16 protein-coding genes are annotated in these 13012 nt (G+C 35.0%); 15 read left to right on the forward strand and 1 reads right to left on the reverse strand.

Translation table 11 applies throughout. From position 1 onward, the window contains the following. Positions 1 to 20 precede the first annotated feature (20 nt). The 15 genes from glyA (at position 21) to fabZ (ending at position 12386) form a co-directional block, all read left to right on the forward strand. Complete coding sequence (glyA, locus tag M1D64_RS03915) at positions 21 to 1259, forward strand: serine hydroxymethyltransferase (protein WP_002482717.1); 1239 nt, start codon at positions 21 to 23, stop codon at positions 1257 to 1259. Positions 1260 to 1278: 19 nt separating this feature from the next. Further along, positions 1279 to 1908: a uracil phosphoribosyltransferase gene (upp, locus tag M1D64_RS03920; protein WP_002482718.1), complete on the forward strand. Its 630-nt coding sequence runs from the start codon at positions 1279 to 1281 to the stop codon at positions 1906 to 1908. Between the two features lie 23 nt (positions 1909 to 1931). Then, positions 1932 to 3062: a non-hydrolyzing UDP-N-acetylglucosamine 2-epimerase gene (gene wecB, locus M1D64_RS03925; protein WP_480977554.1), complete on the forward strand. Its 1131-nt coding sequence runs from the start codon at positions 1932 to 1934 to the stop codon at positions 3060 to 3062. A 159-nt stretch (positions 3063 to 3221) separates the two neighbouring features. Continuing rightward, complete coding sequence (locus M1D64_RS03930) at positions 3222 to 3572, forward strand: ATP synthase subunit I (protein WP_011302677.1); 351 nt, start codon at positions 3222 to 3224, stop codon at positions 3570 to 3572. Positions 3573 to 3599: 27 nt separating this feature from the next. Beyond that, positions 3600 to 4328 (forward strand): F0F1 ATP synthase subunit A, encoded by a 729-nt coding sequence (gene atpB / locus M1D64_RS03935; protein WP_002482720.1) that lies wholly within the window; start codon positions 3600 to 3602, stop codon positions 4326 to 4328. A 39-nt stretch (positions 4329 to 4367) separates the two neighbouring features. Then, positions 4368 to 4574 carry a F0F1 ATP synthase subunit C gene (gene atpE, locus M1D64_RS03940; protein ID WP_002482721.1) on the forward strand — a complete coding sequence of 69 codons (207 nt, stop codon included), beginning with the start codon at positions 4368 to 4370 and terminating at the stop codon, positions 4572 to 4574. A 98-nt stretch (positions 4575 to 4672) separates the two neighbouring features. Next, positions 4673 to 5200: a F0F1 ATP synthase subunit B gene (locus tag M1D64_RS03945; RefSeq protein ID WP_011302679.1), complete on the forward strand. Its 528-nt coding sequence runs from the start codon at positions 4673 to 4675 to the stop codon at positions 5198 to 5200. Further along, positions 5200 to 5739 (forward strand): F0F1 ATP synthase subunit delta, encoded by a 540-nt coding sequence (locus M1D64_RS03950; RefSeq protein ID WP_002482723.1) that lies wholly within the window; start codon positions 5200 to 5202, stop codon positions 5737 to 5739. The genes M1D64_RS03945 and M1D64_RS03950 overlap by 1 nt, the downstream gene beginning before the upstream one ends. 20 nt (positions 5740 to 5759) lie before the next feature. Further along, positions 5760 to 7271, forward strand: a complete 1512-nt coding sequence (gene atpA / locus M1D64_RS03955) for a F0F1 ATP synthase subunit alpha (RefSeq protein WP_002482724.1) — start codon at positions 5760 to 5762, stop codon at positions 7269 to 7271. A gap of 31 nt (positions 7272 to 7302) precedes the next feature. Further along, positions 7303 to 8169, forward strand: a complete 867-nt coding sequence (atpG, locus tag M1D64_RS03960) for an ATP synthase F1 subunit gamma (protein WP_002482725.1) — start codon at positions 7303 to 7305, stop codon at positions 8167 to 8169. A 21-nt stretch (positions 8170 to 8190) separates the two neighbouring features. After that, a complete protein-coding gene (atpD, locus tag M1D64_RS03965; protein ID WP_002482726.1) occupies positions 8191 to 9603 on the forward strand; it encodes a F0F1 ATP synthase subunit beta in 1413 nt (470 codons plus the stop codon). Positions 9604 to 9622: 19 nt separating this feature from the next. Continuing rightward, positions 9623 to 10027, forward strand: coding sequence for a F0F1 ATP synthase subunit epsilon (locus tag M1D64_RS03970; RefSeq protein ID WP_002482727.1), 405 nt, complete (start codon positions 9623 to 9625; stop codon positions 10025 to 10027). 261 nt (positions 10028 to 10288) lie between these two features. Then, the gene (locus tag M1D64_RS03975; protein WP_011302682.1) at positions 10289 to 10522 is read left to right on the forward strand and encodes a DUF1146 family protein; all 234 of its coding nucleotides are present in this window, start codon (positions 10289 to 10291) and stop codon (positions 10520 to 10522) included. Between the two features lie 106 nt (positions 10523 to 10628). Further along, a complete protein-coding gene (murA, locus tag M1D64_RS03980) occupies positions 10629 to 11894 on the forward strand; it encodes a UDP-N-acetylglucosamine 1-carboxyvinyltransferase (RefSeq protein WP_002482728.1) in 1266 nt (421 codons plus the stop codon). A gap of 54 nt (positions 11895 to 11948) precedes the next feature. Beyond that, positions 11949 to 12386, forward strand: coding sequence for a 3-hydroxyacyl-ACP dehydratase FabZ (gene fabZ, locus M1D64_RS03985; protein ID WP_002482729.1), 438 nt, complete (start codon positions 11949 to 11951; stop codon positions 12384 to 12386). Positions 12387 to 12443: 57 nt separating this feature from the next. Here fabZ and M1D64_RS03990 read toward each other — a convergent pair whose 3' ends face one another. Then, entirely contained in the window at positions 12444 to 12884 is a 441-nt protein-coding gene (locus tag M1D64_RS03990) for a YwpF-like family protein (RefSeq protein WP_002482730.1), read from the reverse strand. Between the last annotated feature and the right edge of the window lie 128 nt (positions 12885 to 13012).

The raw sequence follows: 13012 nt of genomic DNA on the forward strand, positions 1-13012 counted from the left end.
CAGAAACGAGGGAATTACCAATGTCATTTATTCAAAAGCAAGATAAAGAAATATATGAAGTGATTCAAAATGAATTTAACCGTCAAAATAACAATATCGAGCTCATTGCTTCAGAGAACTTTGTTTCAGAAGCAGTTATGGAAGCCCAAGGATCAGTGTTAACGAACAAGTATGCTGAAGGCTATCCTAATAGAAGATATTATGGCGGTTGTGAATACGTAGATGTGTCAGAAACATTAGCTATTGATCGTGCTAAAAAATTATTTGACGCAGAACATGTTAATGTTCAACCACACTCAGGATCTCAGGCCAATATGGCTGTTTATCTCGTAGCATTAGAACACGGTGATACTGTATTAGGTATGAATTTAAGCCATGGTGGCCATTTAACACATGGTGCACCTGTGAACTTTAGTGGTCAATTTTATAACTTTGTGGAATATGGTGTAGACCAAGAAAATGAGCAAATTGATTATGATGAAGTATTAAAAGTTGCTAAAGAACATAAACCTAAATTAATTGTTGCTGGTGCATCAGCTTATTCAAGAACAATCGATTTCAAACGATTCAAAGAAATTGCTGATGAAGTTGGCGCAAAATTAATGGTTGATATGGCACATATCGCTGGTTTAGTCGCAGTTGGTTTACATCCAAATCCTGTGGAATATGCAGATTTCGTAACGACAACTACACATAAAACATTACGCGGACCTCGTGGCGGCATGATTTTATGTAAAGAAGAATATAAAAAACAAATTGATAAAACGATATTCCCAGGTATCCAAGGTGGCCCATTAGAGCATGTGATTGCTGCTAAAGCAGTTGCATTTGGTGAGGCATTACAAGATGACTTTAAAGTTTATCAACAACAAGTGATTCAAAATGCTAAAACATTAGCTAACACATTGACTGACGAAGGATTTAGAGTTGTATCTGGAGGAACGGATAATCACCTCGTCGCAGTAGACGTCAAAGGTTCTGTGGGTATTACAGGTAAAGTTGCTGAAGAAACACTAGATGCAATTGGAATAACTTGTAATAAAAATACAATTCCTTTTGATCAAGAAAAACCTTTCGTAACGAGTGGTATCCGTTTAGGTACCCCAGCTGCAACAACACGTGGTTTTGATGAAACTGCTTTTGAAGAAGTTGCGAAAATCATTAGTTTAGTTTTAAAAGACCCAGAAAATGAAAAAGCATTAGCCGAAGGGAAAGAAAGAGTTAAGACTTTAACTTCAAAACATCCTTTATATAATTAAAATTGGAGGAAATAAATTTATGGGCAAAGTACATGTTTTTGATCACCCACTTATTCAACACAAATTAAGTTATATCCGTGACGTACATACTGGGACTAAAGAATTTAGAGAGCTAGTAGATGAAGTAGGTATGTTAATGGCATATGAAGTTACAAGAGATTTAGAATTACAGGATGTGGAAATAGAAACACCAGTAACAAAAATGATTGCTAAAAGATTAACAGGTAAAAAATTAGCGTTTGTACCAATCTTAAGAGCAGGATTAGGGATGACACAAGGTATTTTAACATTAGTACCTGCAGCTAGAATAGGTCATGTGGGTCTTTATAGAGATCCTGAAACACTAGAAGCCGTTGAATATTTTGTGAAATTACCACAAGATATTGAAGAAAGAGAAATTGTAGTTGTAGACCCAATGTTAGCAACAGGTGCTTCAGCTATAGAAGCTATTAATTCATTAAAAAAACGTGGTGCTAAAAATATTCGTTTTATGTGTTTAATCGCTGCCCCTGAAGGTGTAGAAAAATTACAAGCAGCTCATGAAGATGTGGATATATTTATCGCTGCATTAGATGAAAAGCTTGATGATCATGCATATATCACACCAGGTTTAGGTGATGCAGGTGACCGTTTATTCGGTACAAAATAGTTTCGCCCAGGAGTGGAGGAAAAATGAAAAAAATAATGACTGTCTTCGGCACACGTCCAGAAGCAGTAAAAATGGCACCTCTAATTCAAGCGTTGAAACATGACGATGCGCTAGAACCTATCGTAGTTGTTACGGCTCAACATAGAGAAATGCTTGATTCAGTTCTGACTAGCTTCCACATCACACCAGATTATGATTTGGATATCATGAAACAAGGCCAGTCACTGTCTGAAATTACGTCACGTATTTTATCGAGACTAGAGGATGTTATAAAGAAAGAACAACCAGATATGATACTCGTTCATGGTGACACAATGACGACGTTTGCTGGTAGTTTAGCAGCATTATATAATCAGATTCCTATAGGTCATGTCGAGGCTGGCTTAAGAACATGGGATAAATATGCTCCATTTCCTGAAGAAATGAATAGACAAATGGTAGGGGTAATGGCAGATTTGAATTTTGCCCCTACCAATAATGCTGCTCACAATCTTTTAGCAGAAAACAAACCAGAGGAATCAATCGTTGTGACAGGTAATACGGCTATAGATGCTATGAAGACGACAATACATGATCACTATCATTCTAAGATTATAGCAAAGCATAAAGATAAACGTATCATTTTGTTAACTGCGCACCGACGTGAAAATATTGGTGAACCTATGGTGCATATATTTAAAGCTGTTAGAGATATTGTCGAAGCATTTGAAGATGTCGTTGTGGTTTACCCAGTGCATAAAAATCCTAAAGTTAGGGAAATTGCAGAAACTTATTTATCAAATCACGAGCGAATTGAATTGGTGGAACCATTGGAAGTCGTGGATTTTCATAATTTTGCCCATCAATCATACTTGATATTAACTGATTCTGGAGGTGTGCAAGAAGAAGCGCCTTCATTAGGTAAACCTGTACTTGTGTTAAGAGATGCTACAGAAAGACCCGAAGGTGTGAATGCTGGTACGCTTAAAATAGTAGGCACCCACGAGAAAAACATATTTGATTCTACGAAACAATTATTAGATGACAAAATGTTATATGACAAAATGAGCCATGCACGAAATCCTTATGGAGATGGAAATGCCGCTTTACGAATTTGTGAGAATATCAAATATTATTTTCATATAATTTCCAAAAAGCCAGAATCATTCAAATAATTAAAAAGGGGGAATGTGTCGGTTCTGTGACAATTTGAGAAAAAATTAAACTACATTTTGTATAGAATTGACACGTTAACTACCCCTATATTATTATTAAAACTGTATGATTGAAATGGTTCTCATTATTGCATGAAAAAGATGAAGTGAGGCATAGTCATGGAACGTTTCAACATCATTTTTAATAGATACATTCAATACTATTTATATGGTATAGTTGTACTATTAATTGTGTTTATTTTCACATACTCACCATTTATATTAGGGCTTATAATAGGTACAATTGGATCACTTTTTAATACTTTTACTTTCGAATATTATTTAGCAAAGGCAAAAGAAAAAGATAACATACATATTTCAACGGGCAACGTTTGGAGATATTTAATAGTGGTTCTAGCATGTTGTATTTGGTATTTTTATAAGGATGAAATTAATATCATTGGTGTGGTTATTGGTTTAATGATTTCATATGTTTTAATTGTTTTCAAACCATTTTTACACAAGAAATAAATTTTAAAACGAAAGAGGTGAGAAAGCATGAATCATAAAGACCCTCTAGTCAGTTGGAATGTATTTGGTCTAGACATAGTGTTTAATCTTTCATCAATTATGATGTTGATTATTACAGCGGTTATTGTTTTTGTCATTGCTATTATTTGTACACGCAACCTCAAAAAACGACCAACTGGTAAACAAAATTTCATAGAGTGGGTTTTTGACTTTGTAAGAGGTATTATTGAAAGTAACATGGCATGGTCAAAAGGTGGGCAATTCCATTTCTTGGCAGTAACACTTATATTCTTTATATTTGTGAGTAATATGCTAGGACTTCCATTTCAATTAATTTCAGGGCATACGTTGTGGTGGAAATCACCAACAGCTGATGCGACAGTTACTTTAACACTGTCAACACTCATCATTCTATTAACACATTTTTATGGTGTTAGAATGAAAGGTACAAAAGGTTATTTCCAAAACTATACAAAACCAATCTTTTTATTACCAATTAATATCTTTGAAGAATTCACTTCAACTTTAACGTTAGGTCTTCGACTCTACGGTAATATTTTCGCAGGTGAATTGCTATTAGGATTATTGGCAGGATTAGTAACAGGTGATTCAACTAGAGCATGGGGTTGGATAATCGGGTTACCTGGTTTAGTTGTTTGGCAAGGGTTTTCAATATTCATCGGTACAATTCAAGCATATATTTTCGTTATGCTTTCAATGGTTTACATGTCCCATAAAGTTCAGGACAGTCATTAATTAATTAAATTTTAAAGAAAAACTAGGAGGATTTTATAAATGAATTTAATCGCAGCAGCAATCGCAATCGGCTTATCAGCATTAGGTGCAGGTATTGGTAATGGTCTTATCGTTTCAAGAACAGTAGAAGGTGTCGCTCGTCAACCAGAAGCACGTGGACAATTAATGGGTATTATGTTCATCGGTATCGGTTTAGTTGAAGCATTACCTATCATTGGTGTAGTTATCGCTTTCATGTCACTATAATTCAACTAATTATTATGGCGAAGTCTGAAAGACTTTCGCCGTTCGTTTTTATCAATAATGTCTTATGATTATAATGTATGAAAGGAGTGTCTATGTAAGTGACTGCTACGACAAATATGTTTGTACTTGGTGCAGCTGGAACTAGCGGCGTTCAATGGGGGACAATAATCGTTACGCTTGTAACTTTTCTTATCTTATTAGCTTTATTGAAAAAGTTCGCATGGGGTCCATTAAAAGATGTAATGGATAAACGTGAACACGATATTAATAAAGACATTGATGATGCTGAACAAGCTAAATTAAATGCACAAAAGTTAGAAGAACAAAATAAACAAACACTAAAAGAAACACAAGATGAGGTTCAAAAGATTTTAGAAGAATCTAAAGTTCAAGCTCGAAAACAACATGAAGAAATTATTCATGAAGCAAATATCAGAGCTAATGGCATGATTGAAACTGCACAGAATGAAATCAACAGTGAAAAAGAACGTGCAATTGCAGATATTAACAACCAAGTTTCTGAGCTTTCTGTTTTAATCGCTTCTAAAGTACTGCAAAAAGAAATCTCAGATAAAGATCAAAAAGCTTTAGTTGAAAAGTACATAAAAGAGGCAGGCGATAAGTAATGGCAAACATAGCAAAAAAATATGCCAAAGCATTATTTGATACTGCTAAAGATGCAGACATACTTGACGACATGTACGATGAATTTTCAACAATTAATGAAGCAGTTCAATCTGAAAATAAAAAGCTACAAGCATTGGATGCAGATCCACAAAAAGATGTTGAGCAACGTCGTCGCTTCGTAAGCATTGTATTTGGACAAACGAACCAATACTTGCAGAATATGCTGACAATACTTGCTAGCAATCGTCATTTAGGACACATTCATGAAATATATATCGCGTTTGAAACATTATATAATGAACAGCATAATCAAGACTATGCTGTAATCGAATCCGTATATCAATTGTCAGAAGAAGAATTATCAAGTATAGAAGAAATTATTAAAGCACGAACTAAACTTTCTAAAATAATGATTACTAACAAAATTAATCCTGAACTTATCGGTGGTATCAGAGTTAAAGTTGGTACGAAAGTGATGGACGCAAGTATTAAAAATGATCTTGCACAATTAGAAAGACAATTTATTAGAGTGAAATAAAATTTGAAGGAGTGACATAGATGGCCATTAAAGCTGAAGAAATCAGTGCATTACTTCGCTCACAAATCGAAAATTATGAGTCGGAAATGGCAGTTACTGATGTAGGTACAGTACTACAAATTGGTGACGGTATCGCATTAATCCACGGATTAAACGATGTTATGGCTGGTGAGCTAATAGAATTCAAAAGTGGCGTTCTAGGCTTAGCACAAAACTTAGAAGAATCAAATGTCGGTGTAGTTATTTTAGGACCATACGCTGATATCAAAGAAGGGGACGAAGTAAAACGTACTGGACGTATTATGGAAGTTCCTGTAGGTAACGAACTTATTGGTCGTGTTGTGAACCCACTTGGACAACCTATTGATGGACAAGGTCCAGTTAATACAACAAGCACAAGACCTGTAGAGAAAAAAGCAACAGGTGTAATGGACCGTAAATCAGTTGATGAACCATTACAAACTGGTATTAAAGCCATTGATGCACTTGTACCAATTGGTCGTGGTCAACGTGAATTAATCATTGGTGACCGTCAAACAGGTAAAACTACGGTTGCTATTGATACAATTTTAAACCAAGCTGATCAAGATACAATTTGTATTTATGTTGCTATTGGACAAAAAGATTCAACTGTTCGTGCTAATGTTGAAAAGCTACGCCAAGAAGGCGCGTTAGATTACACAATTGTTGTTTCTGCTTCAGCAGCTGACCCAGCTCCAATGCTTTATATTGCACCATATTCAGGTGTAGCTATGGCTGAAGAATTCATGTTTGCTGGTAAAGACGTTTTAATTGTTTATGATGATTTAACGAAACAAGCTGCAGCTTACCGTGAGTTATCACTATTATTACGTAGACCACCAGGCCGTGAAGCATACCCAGGCGATGTGTTCTACTTACATAGTAGATTACTTGAGAGAGCAGCGAAGTTAAATGATGATTTAGGTGGAGGCTCTATTACTGCCTTACCAATTATAGAAACACAAGCAGGCGATATCGCAGCTTATGTACCAACTAACGTTATTTCAATTACAGATGGACAAATCTTCTTACAATCTGATTTATTCTTCTCAGGTGTAAGACCTGCCATTAATGCTGGTCAATCTGTATCACGTGTTGGTGGTTCTGCACAGATAAAAGCAATGAAAAAAGTTGCTGGTACGTTACGTTTAGATTTAGCTTCTTATCGTGAATTAGAGTCATTTGCACAATTTGGTTCAGATTTAGATGAGTTTACAGCTAAAAAATTAGAACGTGGTAAACGTACGGTTGAAATCTTAAAACAAGATAAAAACAAACCACTACCTGTCGAAAATCAAGTATTAATTATTTATGCATTGACTAAAGGTTATTTAGATGACATCCCAGTAGAAGATATTACTCGTTTCGAGGAAGAATTAAATCTTTGGGCTAAGTCTAATGCGACTGAACTATTAAATGAAATTAAAACTTCAGGTGCATTACCAAAAGATGAAGCATTTGAATCAGCAATTACAGAATTCAAAAAAAGCTTTAGCAAATCAGAAGCATAATAGTTAATCTTAAATAAAAGGTGGTGAGATAATGGGATCTCTTAAAGAGATTGATACACGTATAAAATCAACCAAAAAAATGAAGCAAATTACGAAAGCAATGAACATGGTATCAAGTTCTAAATTGCGCCGTGCGGAAAGCAACACGAAACAGTTCAGACCATATATGGAAAAAATGCAAGATGCGATTACTGCAGTTGCAGGTGCAGATAAAAATTCACGTCACCCAATGTTACAACAACGAAAAGTGAAGAAAAGTGCCTACCTAGTGATTACAAGTGATAAAGGTCTTGCAGGTGCTTACAATGCAAACGTATTAAAACACCTTATAAAAGATATTGAAGAAAAACATGCAAGTAAAGATGATTATTCAATTCTAGTATTAGGTCAAACTGGTGTGGATTTCCTTAAAAATAAAGGTTATGACATACATGATTCACTTATAGATGTACCAGATCAACCTTCTTTTAAAGAAGTACAAGCAATAGCTAAAAAAGCTATAGATTTGTATAGTGAAGAAGAAGTTGATGAGGTGAAAATTTATTTTAGTCATTTCGTAAGTGTATTAGAAAATACACCTTCTACCAAAACTGTGCTTCCATTGTCTCCTGAGGACTCTAGCTTAGGACATGGTCAATTGTCATCATATGAGTTCGAACCAGACAAAGAGGCAATATTGAGCGTCATTTTACCTCAATATGTTGAAAGTTTAATATATGGAACGATTTTAGATGCAAAAGCAAGTGAACATGCTACGCGTATGACTGCAATGAAAAATGCATCAGATAATGCGTCAGAAATTATTGATGACTTATCTATTCAATATAACAGAGCAAGACAAGCAGCAATTACTCAACAAATCACTGAAATTGTCGGTGGCTCAGTTGCGCTTGAATAATTATTAAAGGAGGAAAAAAACATGGGATTAGGCCGTGTAACTCAAGTTATGGGTCCAGTAATTGATGTTCGCTTTGAGCACAATGAAGTTCCAGAAATTAACAATGCCTTAGTCGTAGACGTTGAAAGAGATGAAGGTACAGTATCTCTTACATTAGAAGTGGCATTACAACTTGGCGATGACGTCGTACGTACAATTGCAATGGATTCTACTGATGGTGTTAAACGTGGTACAGAAGTTCGAGATAGCGGAGATAGCATCAGTGTTCCAGTTGGTGATGCTACGTTAGGACGTGTGTTTAATGTTCTTGGTGATACAATTGACTTAGACGAGAAGCTTGATACTTCTGTCAAACGTGATCCAATTCATAGAGAAGCACCTGCATTCGATCAATTATCAACAAAAGTTGAAATCTTAGAAACAGGTATTAAAGTAATTGATTTACTTGCACCGTATATTAAAGGTGGTAAAATCGGTTTGTTCGGTGGCGCTGGTGTAGGTAAAACAGTATTAATTCAAGAATTAATTAATAATATAGCTCAAGAACATGGTGGTATTTCAGTATTTGCCGGCGTAGGTGAACGTACGCGTGAAGGTAATGACTTATACTACGAAATGAGTGATAGTGGTGTTATTAAGAAAACAGCTATGGTCTTCGGACAAATGAATGAGCCACCTGGTGCGCGTATGCGTGTTGCTTTATCAGGCTTAACAATGGCTGAACACTTCCGTGATGTACAAGGACAAGATGTTTTACTATTTATTGATAACATATTCAGATTTACGCAAGCTGGTTCAGAAGTATCAGCACTATTAGGTCGTATGCCATCAGCCGTTGGTTATCAACCTACACTTGCTACTGAAATGGGTCAATTACAAGAACGTATTACATCAACAACTAAAGGATCTGTAACGTCAATCCAAGCAGTTTTCGTACCTGCCGATGATTATACTGACCCAGCACCAGCAGCTGTCTTTGCTCACTTAGATGCTACAACTAACCTAGAACGTAAATTAACGGAAATGGGTATTTATCCTGCCGTTGATCCGCTTGCATCTACTTCTAGAGCATTAGACCCTACAATTGTTGGTCAAGATCATTATGAAATAGCTCGTGATGTACAATCTACATTACAAAAATATAGAGAATTACAAGATATTATTGCTATTTTAGGTATGGATGAATTATCAGAAGAAGATAAACAAACTGTTGAACGTGCACGTCGTATCCAGTTCTTCTTATCACAAAACTTCCACGTAGCTGAACAATTTACTGGTCAAAAAGGTTCATATGTACCTGTTCAAAAAACGGTAGAAGGCTTCAAAGCAATTTTAGATGGCGAATATGATCATATCCCTGAAGATGCATTCCGTCTTGTAGGTAGTATGGAAGAAGTAATCGCAAAAGCTAAAGATATGGGTGTTGAAGTTTAAAAATTAGGAGGTAAAGATAATGAACACATTAAGCCTAAATATTGTCACTCCTAATGGTTCTGTTTACGACCGAGAAGATGTTAATCTTGCAGTATTACAAACTACTGCAGGAGAAATCGGTGTTATGTATGGACATATTCCAACAGTTGCAGCACTTGAAATTGGCTATGTCAAAATAAATTTTGACGGTGGTTCAGAATATATTGCAGTGAGTGAAGGTTTTGTTGAGGTTAGACAAGATAAATTATCAATTATTGTACAAACTGCAGAACCTGCGAATGAAATAGATGTTGCTAGAGCTGAATTAGCAAAATCTAGAGCAGAATCTCATTTGAATAATGAAGAAGATAACAGCGACGTTAATAGAGCTAAACGTGCTTTAGAAAGAGCGAATAACCGTATTCGCGTCGCGAACTTACAATAAATTATATCATTGGTGAGTGGGATGTTACTTTTTCCATTTAGGCATCTACTACTCACTCCAAAAGGAGTCTAAGACATGAAAAATGTCTTAGACTCTTTTTTTATAGACGTAAGTTCGTATAGTAAAGTAGACACAAAAATAAAAAGTGAAGTGCTCAAACAACAAAAGCATTATAGTTAATTAAATTCTGCAGTTCTTAAGTATCTTTTAATGATTATTTCGTGTAAAATAAATTGACAGTCTAAAGTGAGGAGTTATTGTATGGAGTATCTAGGACAATTTTCAATTGTACATCTTATCTTACATGTGGTTTGTATTTGTATTGCTTATTGGGCATTAAATGCAGTGAGATTAGAGCAGTTTTTTAAAAAGGGGTATCCCTTACAAGTTCAAATTTGTATGATTTTTTTAGCAATATTACTTGGAACAGCTGTTAGTAATTTTATTGTGGATTTGTTACAATACTCAACGCAAATAAAATATTTAGCACAATAATTCAAATACTTGTATATCTTTTTGAATTATAGATATAATAATTTAGAAGTACATAAAATAGTTTAATTAAAATGAAATATATAAGTAGCAAAGTGGAGGATTTAAGATGGATATGATAGAAATTAATGGTGGAAATAGATTAACTGGGGAGGTTAAAGTGTCAGGTGCCAAGAATGCTGTATTACCAGTATTAACTGCTTCACTTTTAGCATCAGAAGGTGTCAGTAAACTTATGAATGTACCTGCATTAAGTGATGTAGAAACGATAAATAATGTGATTTCAACATTAAATGCAGAAGTTTCATACGATAAAGACGAAGAATCAGTAACTGTAGATGCAACGAAAGAATTAAATGAAGAGGCTCCATATGAATATGTAAGTAAAATGAGAGCCAGTATTCTTGTTATGGGTCCATTATTAGCCCGCTTAGGTCATGCTAAAGTCGCATTGCCAGGTGGTTGCGCAATTGGTTCAAGACCAATTGAACAGCACATCAAAGGTTTCGAAGAACTTGGTGCTGATATTCACATGGATGGTGGTTTTATTTATGCAAGTACTGAAAATGGATTAAAAGGTACAACCATTCATTTAGACTTCCCAAGTGTGGGCGCAACGCAAAATATTATCATGGCAGCTTCACTAGCAGAAGGTAAAACAGTATTAGAAAATGTTGCAAGAGAACCAGAAATCGTTGATTTAGCAAATTATATTAACGAAATGGGAGGTAACGTTTCTGGAGCTGGCACGGATACGATCATTATCCATGGTGTAGAAACACTTCACGGTGTGGAACACGCGATTATTCCTGATAGAATTGAAGCAGGTACACTCCTGATTGCTGGTGCGATTACACGTGGTGATGTACTTGTAAATGGTGCTATAAAAGAACATATGACAAGTCTTGTTTACAAATTGGAAGAAATGGGTGTGAATCTAGATTATCAAGATGACGCAATTCGCGTAAGAGTAGAAGATGAATTAAAACCCGTAGATATTAAAACATTACCTCATCCAGGATTCCCTACGGATATGCAATCACAAATGATGGCATTATTACTAACAGCTGAAGGACATAAAGTAGTAACTGAAACTGTATTTGAAAATAGATTTATGCATGTAGCCGAATTTAAACGTATGAACGCTAAGATTTCTGTCGAAGGCAGAAGTGCTAAGATTGAAGGTAAGAGTGAACTACAAGGTGCACAAGTAAAAGCTACTGACTTACGTGCAGCAGCAGCACTTATATTAGCCGGACTTGTAGCTGATGGAACGACGCAAGTAACAGAATTAAAGCATTTAGACAGAGGTTATGTTGACTTACACGGTAAATTAGAAGCACTAGGTGCAGAGATAAAACGAACACAAGCTTAATACATGATTCGCAATTGAAGTGGCGATTCAAGAACAAGATGGAGGAAGTAAACAATGGAAACAATTTTTGATTATAACCAAATTAAAGAAATCATACCGCATAGACAACCATTTTTATTAATTGATCGTGTTGTTGAATATGAAGTAGGTACACGTTGTGTGGCTATTAAACAAGTATCAGGTAATGAACCGTTTTTCCAAGGTCATTTTCCGGAATATGCAGTTATGCCTGGTGTTTTAATTACAGAAGCGCTTGCTCAAACAGGTGCAGTAGCGATTTTAAATAGTGAAGAAAATAAAGGGAAACTTGCATTTTTTGCTGGAATTGATAAATGTCGCTTCAAAAAACAAGTTACTCCTGGAGATACTTTAAAATTAGAAGTTGAAATAACAAAAATGCGTGGGCCAATCGGTAAAGGTAACGCAAAAGCTACCGTCGATGGTGAAGTAGCATGTAGTTGTGAATTAACGTTTGCAATTCAAGCAAAGTAAATAAAAGACCTCAAGCTCAGTTGTAAATACAACGGTTTGAGGTCTTTTTTATAGTAATTATTTTTCTATTTTTTCATCTTTTAATCTTGGTTTAGATTGCATCATACGATTGAAAGATTTTTTAAGTTCGTCTCCTGTTAAACCTTCATCAATAAGTTGTTCTAATAAACTTTCTGCATATACTTGTCTTAATGTATAAATATGACATTCAAAAACGATGGAGATTGTACTTTCCAGTTTTTTTATGTTTTTAATCGTCGCATCAAAAAGAGCCGGATCATTTGCTGGACGTGTAATCACTACGCGTATATCTAATAAAGTTTCATCGTCCATATATTGTTTCATTGTTTCATAATGATAATCTGAAATAACAATTTCTAATAACCAACCAGTTCCACTATTTTCTTTATTGATAATAACGCCATCTTCTATTTCATATTCTGTAACGCCACCACTATCTGATACGATTTGAAATCGAACAGCTTTAAATGATTTCATCGTTCTCACATCCAATTAATAAATTTAACTTCTACAATTATTCGAATTATACAATCATTATAACGTAATTTTAAAAGAGAAAGGTAAAATTTGTAGAATTTAGTATTAAAACATCTTTTGAATTCTGT

The sequence above is a fragment of the Staphylococcus sp. Z5-21 genome, assembly GCF_056529615.1.